Genomic DNA, 16,815 nt, shown 5'->3' with positions numbered 1-16,815 from the left:
GGGGCCGCCCGCGCGGGGCCGTCCCCCGAATGGCCGCGTCCCCGTTGCGGGTCGGGCCGGGCCGGGTTCGACTCGGGCCATGAGCACCGACCAGCCGCCGCCCGGCCAGCCGCCCGAGGACGACCCGTTCCTCAAGAAGCCCCAGGAACCGACGCCCCCGTCGGGTGGTTCGCCGTACGGCTCACCGCCCGCAGGCGGGTCCGGCTATCCCCCTCCGCCCCCGCCCGGCGGCGGAGGGTTTCCGCCGCCCCCGCCCGGTGGTGGCGGCTACCCGCCCCCGCCGCCCCCCTACGGCGGTGGCGGAGACCCGTACGGCGGTGGCGGAGGCATGCCCGACCCGCTCGCCGGGATGCCTCCGCTCGCCGACTTCGCCAAGCGGCTCGCCGCCCGCATCATCGACGTGGTGATCGTCGCCGTCCCGCTGTTCCTGATCCAGCTGGCCTTCGGCACGAAGCGCTACACGGTGGACACGAGCAACGGCGAGGACGTCTCCGAGGTCATCACCAAGTCCTACAGCGGCAGCGGCCTGATCATGACCTTGATCTCGATCGCCGCCTACGTGGGCTACGACTGGTGGTTCACCAAGAAGAACGGCCAGACCTTCGGCAAGAAGTGGCTGGGCCTGCGCGTCGCGATGCTCAACGACGGCAGCGTCCCGCAGTCCAACGCCGCGCTGTCCCGTGCGGCCGTGCTCTGGCTGCCGACGCTGATCTGCTGCTTCTGCCTGTGGCCGATCGCGCTCGTCATCTCGATGCTCGTGGACAAGCCCTACAAGCAGGGTCTGCACGACAAGGTGGGCAAGACGGTGGTGGTCCAGTCCGGCTGACCCGGCCGGCGGTCCACAGGCGTACGCAGCTCAGCGCGCGGGCGGTCTCCCCAGTGGGAGGCCGCCCGCGCCGCGCTGTTCTGTTGCAATACGGTGCCCGGCAGATCAGTGGTGCACGGGATGTTCGGAGGCGGCGGCCGCCTCCACGTCCTGAGGGACGGTGTCGGGCACCGGGGAGGCGGCGGCGGTCCTCGTACGGGCCGAGGCCGCGTGCCGGCCGCGCCGGCGCGGGATCGGCACGGTGAGCGCGACGAGGAGCCCGAGGGCGAGGGCGGCGGCGGAGATGACCGCGACGCCGAGTCCCGTGCTCGTCTGCGAGAGCAGCAGCATGGCGATCGTCGAGACGATGACGGTGGCGGACCCGTAGGTGAGCTGTGCGGCAGTCGGACGCGGCATGGCGATTTCCGTCCTCGTAGCGGGAGGGGGAGTCGGCTCAACCTGGTCGGGCGTCAAGTGACTCTACGACGGTGGATGCCCGAGCGGCACTGCCGGTAAGCGCGACCTAACCCACAGCTGCGGAGCACAGGGGGCGCACGGGGCTCATTCTCCAGCCGGACTCGAGGCGGGGAAGCGTCGTTCGTCCCATATGGCCGGGGTACGTCCGCATAGCGGAACTCCGAACCCGCATAGTGCAGTTGTAAGGATCAAGTCAAGGTCTGTCTTTTCTTGCGACTCTCCGGTCAAATGTCGTCACTTGAGACGCGCGCCGCACGGAACCCCCCGCTCCTATGGAGACGTTCCGCACTTAGTCGCGGCCGCGGGAGGGGAACGACGTCAAGTGACCAGCAATTCCGCGAGAAGACGAGCGCTTCGCGCCGCCGCAATCGGCGCGACCCTGGCCGTCACGGCGGCCACCGGCGCAGCCTTCTCGATCGCCCAGGCGGACCAGGGCCCGACCGCCCACGCCGCAGACCGTCAGGACCCGACCTCCTCCGCCAAGGAGCAGGTCGACCACAACCTGAAGGGTCCGTTCAGCGACCAGCAGGCGCAGGCCAGGAAGGCCGCCCTGGAGCAGGTGCTCTCGGGCAAGAAGGAAGTCGAACAGCGCGGCGCCTCCAAGGTCGTCAAGCTCGCCGACAAGAAGTACGTCGAGCTCGGCCGCGAGAAGACCGACAAGATCTTCACGATCCTCGTCGACTTCGGTGACCAGGTGGACGGCACCACCATGTTCGACCCGGACGGTCCGAGCGGCCCCAAGCCCCCGGTCGTCAAGTACGGCGGCACCCCGGGGCCGGCGCACAACCAGATCGCCCAGCCCGACCGCGCGACGAACAACAGCACCGCGTGGCGCAAGGACTTCAGCCGTGACTACTTCCAGGACCTGTACTTCGGTACCGGCCAGGGCAAGAACTCGCTGAAGACCTACTACGAGAAGACCTCCTCGGGCCGCTACTCGGTCGACGGCCAGGTCGCCGACTGGGTCAAGATCCCGTACAACGAGGCCCGTTACGGCTCGAACTACTGCGGCCAGAAGAACTGCAACAACGTCTGGGACACCGTCAAGGACGGCGTGAACTCCTGGGCCGACGCGCAGAAGAAGGCCGGCAAGACCGACGCCGAGATCAAGGCGACGCTGTCCCAGTACGACCAGTGGGACCGCAACGACTTCGACGGCGACGGCAACTTCAACGAGCCCGACGGCTACATCGACCACTTCCAGATCGTCCACGCGGGCGAGGACGAGTCGGCCGGCGGCGGCGTGCAGGGCGCGGACGCCCTGTGGGCGCACCGCTGGTACGCCTACGGCACCGACGCGGGCAAGACCGGCCCGGCGAACAACAAGGCCGGCGGCACTCAGATCGGCACCACCGGCATCTGGGTCGGCGACTACACGATGCAGCCGGAGAACGGCGGCCTCGGCGTCTTCGCGCACGAGTACGGCCACGACCTCGGCCTCCCGGACCTCTACGACACCACCGGTGGCGGCGAGAACTCGGTCGGCTTCTGGTCCCTGATGTCGGCCGGCTCCTGGCTCGGCGACGGCAAGGACTCCATAGGCAACCTCCCGGGCGACATGACCGCCTGGGACAAGCTCCAGCTGGGCTGGCTGAACTACGGCTCGGCCAAGGCCGCGACGAAGTCCACCCACAAGCTGGGTGTCTCGGAGTTCAACACCAAGGACAAGCAGGCGCTCCTCGTCGAGCTGCCGAAGAAGCAGGTCAAGACCGACGTCGTCGCTCCCGCCGAGGGTTCCTCGCAGTGGTGGAGCAACATGGGTGACGACCTCAAGAACACCCTGACCCGCTCGGTCGACCTGACCGGCAAGAAGTCCGCCGCCCTGTCCCTCAAGGGCTGGTGGGACATCGAGCAGGACTACGACTTCCTGTACACCGAGGTCTCCACCGACGGCGGCGCCACCTGGACCGCCCTCGCCGGCACCGCCGACGGCACGGCCATCCCGGCCGACGCCTCCGGCAGCCCGTCGCTCACCGGCGCCTCCGAGGCCTGGAAGTCGCTGGCCTTCCCGCTCGACGCCTACGCGGGCAAGAAGATCGACCTCCGCTTCCGCTACCAGACGGACGGCGGCGCGGGCGGCAAGGGCTTCACGGCCGACGCCGTCAACATCACCGCGGACGGCTCCACCCTGTTCACCGACGGCGCCGAGAACGGCGACAACGGCTGGGCCGGCAAGGGCTTCTCGCGCATCGGTGCCGGCTTCACCAAGGAGTACGCGCAGTACTACCTGGCGGAGAACCGTCGCTACGTCTCGTACGACTCCACCCTCAAGGTGGGCCCGTACAACTTCGGCTTCGCCAACACGAAGCCGAACTGGGTCGAGCACTACGCGTACCAGGACGGTCTGCTGATCTGGCTCTGGGACACCTCCCAGAAGGACAACAACACCAGCGTGCACCCCGGCGCCGGTCTGATCCTGCCGATCGACGCCAACGCCAAGCCGATGAAGTGGTCGGACGGCACCCTGCTGCGCAACAAGATCCAGCCGTACGACGCCGCCTTCAGCTCGTACAAGACGGACGCCTTCACCCTGCACAAGAACGGCGAGTCGCTGTTCCTGAAGTCGAAGCCGGCCAACACGGTCTTCGACGACCACAAGGGCACGTACTACTACGACGAGAACCCGACCGGTTCGGTGAAGGTCACTGACACCAACACCAAGATCAAGATCGTCAAGGAGCCGCGCGACGGTCTCCAGATGACGGTCGAGGTCGGTCCCGCCGCTAAGTAATTCGGCAAAACCGCAGGTCAAAGCATGATCGGCCGTCGCCCCTCTAGCGGGCGGCGGCCGATCGCGTTTAGATGCGTGTTGCGAGTTTCTTATTGACGGGGGAGATGAAGGCATGCCCGGTGGAGGTTTCGTCAGATTGCCCGGCGGCAGCGTGGTCGTCGCGCTCACGCTGCCCAGACCGTCCGGAGAGGGCGGAAATGTCCGCGTGCTGGTGCACGCCGCGAACCGGGCCCGCGCCCTGACCAGGCTGCGGAACCTCGGAATGCGCGCCGTCTACCTGCGGGGCAACGCCCAGCCCCCGACCCTGGACGAGATCACCGCCGTCCTGCACCACCCCGACGGCCTGCTCTGGCGCGGAGCGCCGGACCGGGCGCAGGAGCTGTGGCACCCGATCAGGGCCCTGCTGGGCTGAACGCGGGGAGCGGCCCCCGCTCAGCCGGCCACCACGGGCGTGCCGCTCAGCTCGACCCCGGCCTCGCGGAGCTCGGCCAGGGCGCGGGTGGTGGTGTGCGGGGCCACGCCCGCCGTCAGGTCCAGCAGGACGTGCGTACGGAATCCCGCGCGGGCCGCGTCCAGGGCGGTGGCCTTGACGCAGTGGTCGGTGGCGATGCCCACCACGTCGACCTCGGTGACCTGGCGGTCGCGCAGCCACTCCGTGAGCCCGCGGCCGTTCTCGTCCGCCCCCTCGAAGCCGCTGTACGCGGCCTCGTACGCCCCCTTGTCGAACACGGCGGCCACGGCCCCCGAGGCGACGGCCGGAGCGAAGTTCGGGTGGAAGCCCACGCCCTCGGTCCCGGCGACGCAGTGCACGGGCCAGGAGGTCTCGAAGTCCGGCTCCTGCGGGGGGCGGGCGAAGTGCGACCCGGGGTCGACGTGGTGGTCCCGCGTGGCGACGACGTGCCGGTACCCGGCGGTGGCCTGCCCGATGAGCTCGGTGATGGCGGCGGCCACGTCGGCCCCGCCGGTGACCGCGAGGCTGCCGCCTTCGCAGAAGTCGTTCTGTACGTCGACGACGATCAGTGCGCGGTGCATGACGATGTCCTTCGGCTCGGTGTTCCTGTGCGGCGGCGGGCCCTGCGGGGGCTCTTCCCCCGGGCGGTGGCAAATCAAGCCCCGCCGGCGATTGAGGCGCGGGGTCCGGGGCGGAGCCCCGGGTGCCCCGGCTGCGCCGGGCCTGCGGCTCCGCCCCCCCCGCTACGCGTACTCGGTCGGGATGACCGCCTCGCCGCGCGAGAGCTGCGTCGCCGAGAGCGGGAGGCCCGCCAGGGCCTCGCGGTGGCGGTCGCGGGCCGTCTCCAGGGACTCGCGGGCCACGACCTCGCCACCCTTGACCAGCTGGACGAGGAGCTGCGTGTCGGCCAGCGCCGCCGGCACCGGCCCGGTCCCGATGACCTCCGCCTCCGCGACCCCGTCCGCGTCGACCCGCCGCGCCGCCCACTTGCGGCCCCCGACGGACGTCTTCCCGCCCGAGGACTTCTTCGCGACCGACACCAGCGGCGCCTTCACGTCGGCCGAGGCGGCCCGCGCCACCAGCTTGTAGACCATCGAGCACGTCGGGTGCCCGCTGCCCGTCACCAGCTGGGTGCCGACCCCGTAGGCGTCCACGGGGGCCGCCGCCAGCGAGGCGATCGCGTACTCGTCCAGGTCCGAGGTCACCACGATCCTGGTTTCCGTCGCCCCCAGCTCGTCCAGCTGCTGGCGCACCCGGTGCGCGACGAGCAGCAGGTCCCCGGAGTCGATCCGGACCGCGCCCAGGCCGGTCCCGGCGACCTCCACGGCCGTGCGGACCGCCTCGGCCACGTCGTAGGTGTCCACCAGCAGGGTGGTCCCGTTGCCCAGCGAGGCGACCTGCGCCGTGAAGGCGCCGCGCTCGTCGTCGTGGAGCAGGGTGAAGGCGTGCGCGCTGGTGCCGACCGTGGGGATCCCGTAGCGGAATCCGGCCGCCAGGTCCGAGGTCGAGGTGAAACCGCCGACGTACGCGGCCCGCGCGGAGGCGACGGCCGCCAGCTCGTGGGTGCGCCGGGCGCCCATCTCGATCAGCGGCCGGCCACCGGCCGCCGAGGACATCCGGGAGGCGGCCGCGGCGATCGCCGAGTCGTGGTTGAGGATCGACAGGATCACGGTCTCCAGCAGCACGCACTCGGCGAAGCTGCCCTCGACGCGCAGGACCGGGGAGCCGGGGAAGTAGACCTCGCCCTCCGGGTAGCCCCAGATGTCGCCCGAGAAGCGGTACGAGGCCAGCCAGTCCAGGGTCCGGTCGTCGACGACGGCCCGCTCGCGCAGGAACTCCAGTACGGCGCCGTCGAAGCGGAAGTTCTCCACGGCGTCGAGCACCCGGCCGGTTCCGGAGAGCACTCCGTAGCGCCGTCCTTCGGGCAGCCGCCGGGTGAAGACCTCGAAGACCGAGCGCCGGTCGGCGGTGCCGCTGGCCAGGGCGGCCTGCAACATCGTGAGCTCGTAATGGTCCGTGAAGAGCGCTGTCGACGGCACGTCCACCGGCAGGCCCAGGTCCGCAGGGTTCATGGCACGGATGCTAGCGCACATCTCGTCAGATTGACGAGATGTAGGGGCCCGTTTGTGCGACCGGCCCCCGGCAGTGGCAGCATGGGACAAGTGAGTGTTGCTCCTGTTGAGATCGAACGCACCGAATCGGCCGAAGAGACCTTCGCGGTCCCGGAACCCGACGTCCCCTGGGTGACCCTGGTGCACAACGACCCGGTGAACCTCATGAGCTACGTGACGTACGTGTTCCAGGCGTACTTCGGCTACTCCAAGGACAAGGCGAACAAGCTGATGCTCGACGTCCACCACAAGGGCCGGGCGGTCGTCTCCAGCGGCACCCGCGAGGAGATGGAACGCGACGTGCAGGCCCTGCACGGCTACGGCCTCTGGGCGACCATGTCCCAGGACCGCAACTGATGGGCGGCGTGTTCGAGGCCCTGGAGGGCGGCGGCGCCACCATCGCGCTGGACGAGATCGAGATCTCGATCCTGCGCTCCCTGGCCGTGCAGCTGCTCGAGCTCATCGGTCCCGGCGACCCGGAGCCCGAGCCGGACGCCGATCCGCTCGCCGTGCTCTTCGCGGCCTCCGACGGCCCCACCGAGCCCCCGTCCGACCCGGCCCTGGCCCGGCTCTTCCCCGACGCCTACGGCGGCCCGGAGACCCTGCCCGGGGCCGACGCGGAGGAGCTGCGGGCCCACTCGGCCGAATTCCGCCGCTTCACCGAGAACGACCTGCGCACCCGCAAGCGGGAGGACGCGCTGGCCGTCGTACGCAGCCTCGACGGGCTCAGCCCGGCCGCCGACGGGGCGGCCGTCCTGGAGGTGGCCGGCGAGCTGCGGCTGCGCTGGCTCGGCGCCCTCAACGACCTGCGGCTCACCATCGCGGCCCGCCTCGACATCACCGAGGACGACGAGAGCGCCGTCCTCTTCCGGCTCCCGGACGACGATCCGCGCAAGCCGATGGTGATGGCGTACCTGTGGCTCGGCGGTCTCCAGGAGACCCTCATCGAAACCCTCGTCGACAACCTCTGAGGATCCTCAAGCGGGATTCGCCCCAGGGGGCCGTTCGCTCAGCGGACGCTCAAATCCGGATAACGATCAGATCACCGCCATGCGGTGATCTGATCTGCTCCAGGCGCTTTGCCCCGATTTTTTTGAGCCTTGCGTCACACTTTCACCCCTCGATCACCCGTAAGCACGTGATAAATCTTCACGACCGCCGACGGGGCGCCACCCATGTCCCCCGGCCTGCTTGAACCGGCTGACCGCCGGCGTGCAACTCCATCCGTATCCGGGGGGATCGAGGACCCGATCCGCAGCCAACGAAGGCGCGGACCGGCGTGGAGAAAGGCGCACCAAGACATGACCTCCGTACAGGTCGACGAGCAGCAGCACGACAAGACGCCCGCACAGGGCGGCGGGGCCGAGGGCGGCGGCGAGGGATACCACCGCGCACTGGGCGCCCGCCAGATCCAGATGATCGCGATCGGCGGCGCCATCGGCACCGGCCTCTTCCTGGGCGCCGGCAAGGCCATCTCCAAGGCCGGACCGAGCCTGATCCTGGCCTATGCCATCGCCGGCCTGGTCATCTTCTTCATCATGCGGGCCCTGGGCGAGCTGCTCATGTACCGCCCCGTCTCCGGCTCCTTCTCGGACTACGCCCGGGAGTTCCTCGGCCCCTTCTGGGGTTACGTGACCGGCTGGACCTACTGGCTCTTCTGGGTGGTCACCGGCATCGTCGAGGTCACCGCGGCCGCGCAGTACATGGCGTACTGGACCCACGACAGCTTCCCGCAGTGGGCGTACGCGCTGATCTTCACCTTCGTCCTCTACGGCGCCAACCTGATCTCCGTGAAGCTCTTCGGCGAGCTGGAGTTCTGGTTCTCCATGGTCAAGGTCACCGCCATCGTCGGCATGATCCTGATCTGCGCCGGCATCCTCACCATCGGCTTCTCCGACGCCGCCGACACGGCCGCCGTCTCGAACCTGTGGAACGACGGCGGCTTCTTCCCCAAGGGCCTCGGCGGCACGCTGATGACCCTGCAGATCGTGATGTTCGCCTTCCTCGCGGTCGAGCTGGTCGGCGTCACCGCCGGCGAGTCCAAGGACCCCGAGAAGACCCTGCCCAAGGCCATCAACACCGTGCCGTGGCGCATCGCCGTCTTCTACGTCGGCGCACTGGTCATGATCCTGTCGGTCGTCCCGTGGCACGAGTTCCAGCCGGGCGTCAGCCCCTTCGTCGCCGCCTTCGAGAAGATGGGCCTGGGCGTCGGCGCGGCGATCGTCAACTTCGTCGTCCTCACCGCCGCCCTGTCCTCCTGCAACTCGGGCATGTACTCCACCGGCCGCATGCTGCGCGACCTCGCGCTCAACGGCCAGGGCCCGAAGGTCTTCACCAAGCTCACCAAGAGCGGCACCCCGCTCGCCGGCACCACCTTCTCCGCCGCACTGATGCTCGTCGGCGTCTGGATCAACTACGTCGCCCCCGGCAAGGCCTTCGACTACGTCGTCTCCTTCGCCACCATCTCCGGCATGTGGGCCTGGATCATGATCCTGGTCTGCCAGATCCGCTACCGGGCCGCCTCCGACCGCGGCGACCTCCCGAAGTCGCCGTTCCGGGCGCCCGGAGCCCCGTACACCAGCTGGTTCGCCCTGGCCTTCATCGGCATGGTCATCGTGATGATGGGCATCGACAAGGACGCCCGCGTCTCGCTCTACTGCGCCCCGCTGTGGGGTCTGCTGCTGGGCGTCTCGTACCTGGTGCTGAAGTCCCGCGCCCCGAGCTCCGAGGCCTTCACCAAGGTCTCGTAGCCCACCCGGGCCACCCCCGGAACCGTGAGTCCCGGCCGCCTGTCACGGCCGGGAACCACGCCCCCTTGGGCCTCGTGTCCATCATTCGGGCCCTCCCGTACCGCTCCTCGGTACGGGAGGGCCCGTCTGCTTATCCTGTCGAACATGCTGACCCTCACCCAGGCCCTGTACGACCAGATCGTCGCGCACGCCCGTCAGGACCACCCCGACGAGGCGTGCGGAGTGGTGGCCGGCCCGGCGGGCACGGACCGCCCGGAGCGGTTCGTCCCGATGCTGAATGCGGCCCGGTCGCCCACGTTCTACGAGTTCGACTCGAAGGACCTGCTGAAGCTCTACCGCGAGCTCGACGACCGGGACGAGGAGCCCGTCATCGTCTACCACTCGCACACCGCGACCGAGGCCTACCCCTCGCGCACCGACGTCACCTACGCGAACGAGCCCGGCGCGCACTACGTGCTGGTCTCCACGGCGGACAAGGACGGCCTCGGAGAGTTCCAGTTCCGGTCGTACCGGATCGTCGAAGGCGTGATCACGGAGGAAGAAGTGCAGGTCGTCGAGGCTTACTGACGGGTTACTGTCCAGTATGCGAGCGGTATCCGTCCACGATGCGGAATCACACTCCAAACCAGGGGTCGGGAATCGTTAACATGACCGCATGGTTTCCCACGACGTGAGCATCGAGACGCCCGGCAGGCTGCTGCTTGTGGCGCGGCTGCACGTCGACCTGTGCCGCCTCGCCAGCGCCATCTGTCCGGCTGCCTGAGCCCGGAAGCCCCCGTGCCGGGGCCCGTGCGCTCACGCCCGCGCGCCGCACGACCCCTCCGCCTTCCTTCTTCCCTCATCACCCTGACTGGAGCCTGCCATGGCCATCGAGGTCCGCATCCCCACCATCCTCCGTACCTACACCGGCGGCGAGAAGGCCGTCTCGGGTGAGGGCGCGACCCTGTCCGAGCTGTTCTCCGACCTGGAGACCCGCCACAAGGGCATCCGGGAGCGCATCGTCGACGAGGCGAAGGGCAGCGAACTGCGCCGCTTCGTCAACGTCTACCTCAACGACGAGGACGTCCGCTTCCTCGACGGCATCTCCACCGCGCTCAAGGACGGCGACAACGTCACCATCCTCCCGGCCGTAGCCGGCGGATCGAAGTAATGCGCTACGACTCCCCACTGGCCGCGGTCGGCAATACGCCGCTCGTACGCCTGCCCCGGCTCTCGCCCTCGGACGACGTCCGCATCTGGGCGAAGCTGGAGGACCGCAACCCGACCGGCTCGATCAAGGACCGCCCGGCGCTCCACATGGTCGAGCAGGCCGAGAAGGACGGCCGGCTGTTCCCCGGCTGCACGATCCTGGAGCCCACCTCCGGCAACACCGGCATCTCCCTGGCGATGGCGGCGAAGCTCAAGGGCTACCGGATCGTGTGCGTGATGCCGGAGAACACCTCGCAGGAGCGGCGGGACCTGCTGGCCATGTGGGGAGCCGAGATCATCCCTTCGCCGGCGGCGGGCGGCTCGAACACGGCCGTCCGCGTCGCGAAGGAACTGGCGGCGGAGCACCCGGACTGGGTGATGCTCTACCAGTACGGCAACCCCGACAACGCGGGCGCCCACTACGCCACGACCGGCCCGGAGATCCTCGCGGACCTCCCCTCCATCACCCACTTCGTCGCGGGCCTCGGCACGACGGGCACCCTGATGGGCGTCGGCCGCTACCTGCGCGAGCACGTGCCGGGCGTCAAGATCGTGGCCGCGGAACCCCGCTACGACGACCTCGTCTACGGCCTGCGCAACCTCGACGAGGGCTTCGTCCCCGAGCTGTACGACCCCTCGGTCCTGACGACCCGCTTCTCGGTGGGCTCGGCGGACGCGGTGACCCGCACCCGCGAGCTCCTCCAGCAGGAGGGCATCTTCGCCGGCGTCTCCACCGGCGCGGCCCTGCACGCGGCGATCGGCGTCGGCCGCAAGGCGGTGGCGGCGGGCGAAACGGCCGACATCGTCTTCGTCGTGGCCGACGGCGGCTGGAAGTACCTCTCGACAGGCGTCTACACGGCCGCCACGACCGAGGAAGCCATCGAGGTCCTCCAGGGCCAGCTCTGGGCGTAGCCCTTCTGTGCCGACGGGGCTGGCAATTTCAGCCCCGCCGGCGTTTGAGGCGCGGGGTCCGGGGCGGAGCCCCGGGTCCTCCCGGGTCCGGGCAGCGCCCGGGGAACGGTGGAAGGGCGGGTAGGGGACAAGCCCCGCGCAGCGGCCCACCCGCAGCGGGGCAGCGGCGGCCCGGCCCAGCCCAGGTCAGGCCAACAGTGCGGCCAGCACCCCCGCATGGCTGGCCCCCGGATCCTTGACCGCGGTCAGCAGCGTCACCGGCCCGCCCACCGCAAGGCCCCGCAGCCGCGCAAGCTCGGCCACGGCCCCCTCCGAGGCCAACTCCACCGCATACCGCTCCCGGAACTCCTCCACGGACCCACCCCCGTGAAACCACTTCCGCAGCTCCGTGGACGGGGCGACAGCCCTCGCCCAGTCGTCGACGCCCGCGGCCTCCTTCGACAGCCCCCGCGGCCACAGCCGGTCCACGAGCACCCGGACCCCGTCCACCTCCGGCTCGGGGGGATCGTAGACCCGCTTCAGTCGGACGACCCCAGCCCCCCGAGCCCCTTCAGCTCGTCCCACACCGCGGGATCCACCGTGCCCAGCGGCCGCGCCCGCTTGAACTCCCATACCGACACCTCCAGCACCCGCTCCGCCTCCACGAACGCCCCCCGCGACCCCACCACCCCCGGCGGCAGCGGAATCACCCCGGCGCTCCGGTCGTCGTACTTCCCGGTGATCCGCGCGATCCGCGCCCGGTGGCCCCGTACGCCCAGCACCAGGCAGCGCCGTCCGTCCGCCAGGGTCCACAGCTCTCCGGCCTCCGGCCGGGGCGGCGGACCCGGTCCGTGCGGCGGCTCCGCGGGCCGCCGCGCCCGCCGGGGTATCAGCACCAGCAGGATCACGGCCACCACCGCGGCGGCCGCCGGCCACCAGGACGTGTCCATACTCCGACCGTAGCCGTGTGGGGACACCGCGGCACGGCAGCGACGGCACCCCCGGGCGGCAACCCGCATCCGCCCCGTCGCTCCCCCGGGTGACAGCACAGGTGATTCCCCCCACAACGGCCCGCCGCGGAGGAGCGACGGGAGGTTTCGCGCCTTACGCTCGACCCACGCACGGCCCGCATTCCGTCCACGGACCGTCCACGGAGGTTCACGCTCCATGAAGCTCACCGTCGTCGGCTGTTCGGGTTCGTTCCCGTCCGCGGAATCGGCCTGTTCGAGCTACCTCGTCGAGGCCGACGGCTTCCGGCTGCTCCTCGACATGGGCAACGGTGCCCTCGGCGAGCTCCAGCGGCACATCGGGCTCTACGACCTCGACGCGATCTTCCTGAGCCATCTGCACGCCGACCACTGCATCGACATGTGCGCGTACTTCGTCGCCCGCTTCTACCGGCACGAGGGCGGCCGCTGCGGCACCATCCCCGTCTACGGCCCCGAGGGCACCGAGAAGCGGCTGTCCACGGCCTACGAGGACGTCCCCGACGAGCGCTCCATGAGCGAGGTCTTCGAGTTCCGGACCCTGAAGTCCGGCAGCTTCGAGATCGGCCCGTTCCAGGTCCGCACCGAGAAGGTCTGCCACCCGGTCGAGTCCTTCGGGATCCGCATCGAGCACGGCGGCCGCTCGCTCACGTACTCCGGTGACACCGGCGCCTGCCCCGAGCTGGGGCTGCTCACCGAGGGCACCGACCTCTTCCTGTGCGAGGCCTCCTTCACGCACGGCAAGGAGGACATCCCGGACCTCCACCTCAACGGCCGCGAGGCCGGCGAGTTCGCCCGCGGCGGCCGGGTGGGCCGCCTGGTCCTGACACACATCCCGCCGTGGACGGACGCCCAGCAGAACCTGGCCGACGCCCGCGCGGTCTACGACGGCCCGGTGGACCTGGCGTACGCGGGCGCGGTCTACGAGATCTGACCTGGGTGCGTCGACGGACCCAGGGTGCCGGCGGTCGCGGCGAGCAGGAGCCGGAGCTGCTCCAGGTCCGGCTCCAGCCCCCGGCCCGCCCCACGTTCCTCGGCGGCTGTGAGTGCGGGACCGAAGTCGCCGTACCGGCCGCAGGCCAGGGCCAGGGTTGCTTGCAGCTCGTACAGCCTGCCCATCAGATGGCGATTGTCCGGCGTCTCCCGGGTACGGACCGCATCGATGCCGTCGACCAGGGAGGACAGCCGTCCCAGCAGGCGGCCGGCGTCCATGAGGCTGGTGTAGAAGGCCGCCTCGACCTTCCTGCCCGCCGCGTCGAGGATTCCTGCCTGGAGCTGTATCTCCTCGGCGCCGCCGAATCGCAGCGCCAGCTCGCACAGCAGCGCCGAGGTGTCTGTCAGGCGCTCCGTGGCGTAGTCGCCGGCCCCCGCGGTGCGGGCGCGGTCCACGGCCGAGGCCAGTTCCTCGTAGAGACGCCTCAGGTGATCGGCGGGGACGGAGTCCAGGTCCATGGTGTCGCGCACCAGGTAGTACAGCCACTTGGGGTTGTCGGGTTCGGCTTCCCGGCACAGTTCGAGAAGTCGCCCATTGCGCCGCACCTTGTCCTTTCGGGCCATCTCCTGCGGGGTGTAGCCGGTGTGATCGAGACGGACATGGAGGTAGGCGCGCGGCGGCGTCATGCCCTCATGGTCGTAGGGCCGTTCGTGGATGCGTCCCCGGAAGGCGAAGGAGGTGCCACGGCGCAGGACCCGGTGGTTGTCGGTGTAGGCGCGGCCGTCCGCGTCCACGATCGTGGGTGAGGCGACGAATTCGGCTTCCGGTGCGAGGTAGTCCAGCACGCGCAGGGCGCGCCGCAGATTTCCCCTGTCGGAGGTGGCGATCGTTTCGTCGGCGTCGACGAAGAGGGTCCACCCCTGCTCGTCCCGCGTCAGTGCCAGATTGCGGTGGTACGCGAAGTCGTCCCGCCAGTGCGATTCGACGATCTCGACCCCGGGTACGGCCTCGCGTGCCCGGGAGACCGTACGGTCGGTGGATCCCGTGTCGACGAGGAGCACGTGATCGGCGTCCGCCGACAGTGAGCGCAGACAGGCGCGGATCTGATCCTCTTCGTTCCGGGTGAGAACGGCGGCCGTGACCGGCAGCGCGGTGAAGGCGGAGTAGGCGCCGAGCAGTTCGGCCCACGAAGAGAACGGAACCGTGACCTCTGCCAGGTCGGGACTCAGGGCCATCACGAGGGACGCGTCGGCGGCGAGCGGTGACGGCCCGGAAAGTGCCAGCTGTTCCAGCACCTCGCCCAAGTTCATACGAGTTCTCCGTAGGTGAGGGAAGACGCGCCCAGGGCGACGCGCTGGTCGAACGAGGCATCGCGGACCGCTCCATGAGCCACGACGATCTTGGTGGCCGCCAGGCCCGCCAGGTTGGCCCAGATCTGCGCGAACGTCTTGTCGTCGATGCCGCCGAAGCTCTCGTCGAAGAGGAAGACGTCGGGGTTGTGGAGGACGGCGCGGGCGAGCGACATCCGTTGCAGCTCGCCTCGCGACAGCTCGGTGCCGTCCTCGCGCAGCGCGGTGTCCAGTCCTTGCGGGAGCGTGCGCAGGACATCGTCGAAGCAGGCGATGCGGCAGGCCGCGAAGATCTCGTCGTCAGTGTGGGACCCGCCGAACGCGAGGTTCTCACGCAGTGCCGCGGTCAGGACGGTGGGAGCCTCGGGGACGTAGAGGATCCTGCGGCGCAAGGCGCTGTCGGGCAGTTCCCTGACCTCGACCCCGCCGAGGCGCACCGTACCGGTGTAGTCGTCCTGCAAACCCGACATGAAGCGCAGGAGCGTGCTCTTGCCCGCTCCGTTGGCTCCGTGGATCAGCACGCTGCTGCCGAAGGGGATGTGCAGGCTGAGCTCCCGCAGGATGAAGTCCTCCCTGCGGGAAGGCTTGAAGGAAAGGCGTTCGAGGTCGATGTCGCACTCGGACCTCTCCGCGTCCGGCATTTCCCGCTCGGGCCGGTCGAGTCTTTCATCATCGCGCTGGAGCGAGATGTCCCGGTACCGTCCGAGTGCCGCCGATGTTCTTTGGAGGGTCACTTGCAGGGACGCCATTGATTCCATTGCGCCGAGAAAATATCCGGCCATGGTCAGATATCCGAAAACCTGCCCGACGGTGAGCGAGCCGGAATTCATGAACGTCAGGGCGAGCCATGTAATGAGGATGGTCGACAGGGACTGGGTGCCCAGTTTTATGACAAGGTTGGTGTTTTCCAGTCGGCCGAGCCGTTGTTCTGCAGCGATTCTGCGATCCAGGAGACCCGATATTCGACCGATAGCATAGTCGCGCCTTCCGTACGCCTGGATCTCACTGACCCCGCGGATCAGGTTCACGGCCTCGGACTTCAACGTGGCGTCCCTCTGCAGGGACTCTTCCGCGGCTTCGCGTATCGACGGGTAAAGGATCAGGGAACTTCCCACGTTCACCGCCGCCGGCCCGAGGAGCAGGAGAAAGAAGACCGGTTCGACGTAGAGCAGGTAGCCGCCGACGGTGAGGACGACGAAGAGGTCCACGGTCGCGCCGATCGTGGTGCTCGTCACCAGTGCCTGTATCTCCTGGACGTCGTCCAGGCGCCCGGCCAGATCTCCTGTCCTCCGGGTGCGGAAGAAGGACCAGGGGAGGCGGAAGAGCTTCGAGACGTACGTATGGGAGAGCTGGCGTTGCAGTCGTTGGCTCAGCGTGACGACCAGCCGCCCGCGGGTGTACTGGAGGCCGGTGGCGGCGAGCGCCACGGTCAGGAAGGACAGGGACAGCAAGGCCAGTGCGCCGGGTGCGGACCCCTTCACCACCTCGTCCACCGCCAGCTGGACGAACAGGCTGATCGCCAGCGCCAGCGTGGAAACGACGACGGTGGCCGCCAGTATGGCGAGGAGCGCGCGCTTGTGGGCGGCAGCGGCCTGCCGCAGGAGGGTGGACGATCCGAATCGCCCGGTCCACGCGGCCCGCGCGAGACCATGGGCGGGAGGCCGCTCGGTGACCAGGGTCTCCGGGCGTCGCAGCTGCTCCATCAACGCCGCGGGGATGGTGCTCACGCGGTGGAAGAGCGGGTCGCTGACCTGGAAGTTTCCTTGGGCGTCGACTCCGTGGACGACGACGAAATGACGGAAGCCGTCATCGTCGAGGAGGACGATGGCGGGACCCGCGACACGGACCGCGGTCGCGAGCGCGGGGGTGTCGAGCCTCAAGAGCTCCGTGTCGATGTCGTATCCGGCCAGTACTCCGCGGAGCTGGAGGAGGCTCGACCCCTCGTCGCCGAGTCCGACCGACTCCCGGAGGATGGCTTGGTCGATGAAGACGCCGTGCCTGCGCAGTACGGTGCGCACGCTTGCGGGTCCGCAGTCGGTCTCCCCGTCTTGATGCGTGTGATATCTCTGCCATTTCACCAGCGGTGAACCTCCCCCGAAAAAGCGGGTGCCTGCCCTCTCGTCGCGAGAAGGCAGGCACCCT

General features: G+C 69.4%; 18 protein-coding genes. 11 read left to right on the top strand and 7 right to left on the bottom strand.

The features are described 5' to 3' along the window. Nucleotides 1-79: 79 nt before the first annotated feature. Nucleotides 80-826, top strand: a complete 747-nt coding sequence (locus tag OHU74_RS13260) for an RDD family protein (protein WP_371616085.1) — start codon at nucleotides 80-82, stop codon at nucleotides 824-826. Nucleotides 827-931: 105 nt separating this feature from the next. Here OHU74_RS13260 and OHU74_RS13255 read toward each other — a convergent pair whose 3' ends face one another. Then, nucleotides 932-1,222 carry a hypothetical protein gene (locus tag OHU74_RS13255; RefSeq protein WP_371616084.1) on the bottom strand — a complete coding sequence of 97 codons (291 nt, stop codon included), beginning with the start codon at nucleotides 1,220-1,222 and terminating at the stop codon, nucleotides 932-934. A gap of 382 nt (nucleotides 1,223-1,604) precedes the next feature. Here OHU74_RS13255 and OHU74_RS13250 point away from each other — a divergent pair, with 382 nt between their 5' ends. Then, entirely contained in the window at nucleotides 1,605-4,013 is a 2,409-nt protein-coding gene (locus OHU74_RS13250) for an immune inhibitor A domain-containing protein (RefSeq protein WP_371616083.1), read from the top strand. A 112-nt stretch (nucleotides 4,014-4,125) separates the two neighbouring features. Beyond that, on the top strand, nucleotides 4,126-4,425 hold the full coding sequence (locus OHU74_RS13245; protein WP_371616082.1) for a hypothetical protein: 300 nt from the start codon (nucleotides 4,126-4,128) through the stop codon (nucleotides 4,423-4,425). A 20-nt stretch (nucleotides 4,426-4,445) separates the two neighbouring features. Here the strand turns inward: OHU74_RS13245 and OHU74_RS13240 are convergent, their stop codons facing one another. Further along, on the bottom strand, nucleotides 4,446-5,045 hold the full coding sequence (locus OHU74_RS13240) for a nicotinamidase (RefSeq protein WP_371616081.1): 600 nt from the start codon (nucleotides 5,043-5,045) through the stop codon (nucleotides 4,446-4,448). 162 nt (nucleotides 5,046-5,207) lie between these two features. Then, entirely contained in the window at nucleotides 5,208-6,536 is a 1,329-nt protein-coding gene (locus tag OHU74_RS13235; RefSeq protein WP_371616080.1) for a nicotinate phosphoribosyltransferase, read from the bottom strand. Nucleotides 6,537-6,617: 81 nt separating this feature from the next. On the opposite strand from OHU74_RS13235, the gene clpS reads away from it, so the two are divergent. The 7 genes from clpS to OHU74_RS13200 all read left to right on the top strand — a co-directional run bounded on the left by clpS (nucleotide 6,618) and on the right by OHU74_RS13200 (nucleotide 11,425). Continuing rightward, nucleotides 6,618-6,932, top strand: a complete 315-nt coding sequence (gene clpS, locus OHU74_RS13230) for an ATP-dependent Clp protease adapter ClpS (RefSeq protein WP_330296593.1) — start codon at nucleotides 6,618-6,620, stop codon at nucleotides 6,930-6,932. Next, the gene (locus OHU74_RS13225; protein ID WP_371616079.1) at nucleotides 6,932-7,546 is read left to right on the top strand and encodes a DUF2017 domain-containing protein; all 615 of its coding nucleotides are present in this window, start codon (nucleotides 6,932-6,934) and stop codon (nucleotides 7,544-7,546) included. The genes clpS and OHU74_RS13225 overlap by 1 nt, the downstream gene beginning before the upstream one ends. A gap of 330 nt (nucleotides 7,547-7,876) precedes the next feature. After that, nucleotides 7,877-9,325: an amino acid permease gene (locus OHU74_RS13220; RefSeq protein ID WP_371616078.1), complete on the top strand. Its 1,449-nt coding sequence runs from the start codon at nucleotides 7,877-7,879 to the stop codon at nucleotides 9,323-9,325. Between the two features lie 144 nt (nucleotides 9,326-9,469). After that, nucleotides 9,470-9,892, top strand: coding sequence for a Mov34/MPN/PAD-1 family protein (locus OHU74_RS13215; RefSeq protein WP_371616077.1), 423 nt, complete (start codon nucleotides 9,470-9,472; stop codon nucleotides 9,890-9,892). Between the two features lie 88 nt (nucleotides 9,893-9,980). Further along, nucleotides 9,981-10,088, top strand: a complete 108-nt coding sequence (locus OHU74_RS13210) for a putative leader peptide (RefSeq protein ID WP_311736929.1) — start codon at nucleotides 9,981-9,983, stop codon at nucleotides 10,086-10,088. A gap of 99 nt (nucleotides 10,089-10,187) precedes the next feature. Further along, nucleotides 10,188-10,475: a MoaD/ThiS family protein gene (locus OHU74_RS13205; protein ID WP_371616076.1), complete on the top strand. Its 288-nt coding sequence runs from the start codon at nucleotides 10,188-10,190 to the stop codon at nucleotides 10,473-10,475. After that, entirely contained in the window at nucleotides 10,475-11,425 is a 951-nt protein-coding gene (locus tag OHU74_RS13200; protein WP_371616075.1) for a PLP-dependent cysteine synthase family protein, read from the top strand. Before OHU74_RS13205 ends, OHU74_RS13200 begins: the two co-directional genes overlap by 1 nt. A 186-nt stretch (nucleotides 11,426-11,611) precedes the next feature. Here the strand turns inward: OHU74_RS13200 and OHU74_RS13195 are convergent, their stop codons facing one another. Both OHU74_RS13195 and OHU74_RS13190 read right to left on the bottom strand, forming a co-directional pair. Next, nucleotides 11,612-11,899, bottom strand: coding sequence for a DUF488 domain-containing protein (locus tag OHU74_RS13195; protein ID WP_371616074.1), 288 nt, complete (start codon nucleotides 11,897-11,899; stop codon nucleotides 11,612-11,614). Between the two features lie 44 nt (nucleotides 11,900-11,943). Beyond that, complete coding sequence (locus OHU74_RS13190) at nucleotides 11,944-12,354, bottom strand: hypothetical protein (protein ID WP_371616073.1); 411 nt, start codon at nucleotides 12,352-12,354, stop codon at nucleotides 11,944-11,946. 217 nt (nucleotides 12,355-12,571) lie between these two features. On the opposite strand from OHU74_RS13190, the gene OHU74_RS13185 reads away from it, so the two are divergent. Continuing rightward, on the top strand, nucleotides 12,572-13,324 hold the full coding sequence (locus OHU74_RS13185; protein ID WP_371616072.1) for an MBL fold metallo-hydrolase: 753 nt from the start codon (nucleotides 12,572-12,574) through the stop codon (nucleotides 13,322-13,324). On the opposite strand, the gene OHU74_RS13180 is transcribed toward OHU74_RS13185, so the two are convergent. Together OHU74_RS13180 and OHU74_RS13175 are read right to left on the bottom strand one after the other, a co-directional pair. After that, the gene (locus tag OHU74_RS13180; RefSeq protein ID WP_371616071.1) at nucleotides 13,312-14,634 is read right to left on the bottom strand and encodes a glycosyltransferase; all 1,323 of its coding nucleotides are present in this window, start codon (nucleotides 14,632-14,634) and stop codon (nucleotides 13,312-13,314) included. The two genes, OHU74_RS13185 and OHU74_RS13180, sit on opposite strands and share 13 nt — an antisense overlap. Beyond that, a complete protein-coding gene (locus OHU74_RS13175) occupies nucleotides 14,631-16,751 on the bottom strand; it encodes a peptidase domain-containing ABC transporter (protein ID WP_371616070.1) in 2,121 nt (706 codons plus the stop codon). Before OHU74_RS13175 ends, OHU74_RS13180 begins: the two co-directional genes overlap by 4 nt. Nucleotides 16,752-16,815: the final 64 nt, after the last annotated feature.

Source organism: Streptomyces sp. NBC_00454 (genome assembly GCF_041434015.1).
In the GTDB taxonomy this organism is placed as follows: Bacteria; Actinomycetota; Actinomycetes; order Streptomycetales; family Streptomycetaceae; genus Streptomyces.
This window is presented reverse-complemented; position numbering and strand designations above follow the sequence as displayed.

What these genes read in the sequence shown, in the direction of transcription:
- OHU74_RS13260 (WP_371616085.1), top strand. Translation starts at nt 80, where the DNA reads ATGAGCACCGACCAGCCGCCGCCCGGCCAGCCGCCCGAGGACGACCCG.
- OHU74_RS13255 (WP_371616084.1), bottom strand. Translation starts at nt 1,222, where the DNA reads ATGCCGCGTCCGACTGCCGCACAGCTCACCTACGGGTCCGCCACCGTC.
- OHU74_RS13245 (WP_371616082.1), top strand. Translation starts at nt 4,126, where the DNA reads ATGCCCGGTGGAGGTTTCGTCAGATTGCCCGGCGGCAGCGTGGTCGTC.
- OHU74_RS13240 (WP_371616081.1), bottom strand. Translation starts at nt 5,045, where the DNA reads ATGCACCGCGCACTGATCGTCGTCGACGTACAGAACGACTTCTGCGAA.
- OHU74_RS13235 (WP_371616080.1), bottom strand. Translation starts at nt 6,536, where the DNA reads ATGAACCCTGCGGACCTGGGCCTGCCGGTGGACGTGCCGTCGACAGCG.
- clpS (WP_330296593.1), top strand. Translation starts at nt 6,618, where the DNA reads ATGGGACAAGTGAGTGTTGCTCCTGTTGAGATCGAACGCACCGAATCG.
- OHU74_RS13225 (WP_371616079.1), top strand. Translation starts at nt 6,932, where the DNA reads ATGGGCGGCGTGTTCGAGGCCCTGGAGGGCGGCGGCGCCACCATCGCG.
- OHU74_RS13220 (WP_371616078.1), top strand. Translation starts at nt 7,877, where the DNA reads ATGACCTCCGTACAGGTCGACGAGCAGCAGCACGACAAGACGCCCGCA.
- OHU74_RS13215 (WP_371616077.1), top strand. Translation starts at nt 9,470, where the DNA reads ATGCTGACCCTCACCCAGGCCCTGTACGACCAGATCGTCGCGCACGCC.
- OHU74_RS13210 (WP_311736929.1), top strand. Translation starts at nt 9,981, where the DNA reads ATGGTTTCCCACGACGTGAGCATCGAGACGCCCGGCAGGCTGCTGCTT.
- OHU74_RS13205 (WP_371616076.1), top strand. Translation starts at nt 10,188, where the DNA reads ATGGCCATCGAGGTCCGCATCCCCACCATCCTCCGTACCTACACCGGC.
- OHU74_RS13200 (WP_371616075.1), top strand. Translation starts at nt 10,475, where the DNA reads ATGCGCTACGACTCCCCACTGGCCGCGGTCGGCAATACGCCGCTCGTA.
- OHU74_RS13190 (WP_371616073.1), bottom strand. Translation starts at nt 12,354, where the DNA reads ATGGACACGTCCTGGTGGCCGGCGGCCGCCGCGGTGGTGGCCGTGATC.
- OHU74_RS13185 (WP_371616072.1), top strand. Translation starts at nt 12,572, where the DNA reads ATGAAGCTCACCGTCGTCGGCTGTTCGGGTTCGTTCCCGTCCGCGGAA.
- OHU74_RS13180 (WP_371616071.1), bottom strand. Translation starts at nt 14,634, where the DNA reads ATGAACTTGGGCGAGGTGCTGGAACAGCTGGCACTTTCCGGGCCGTCA.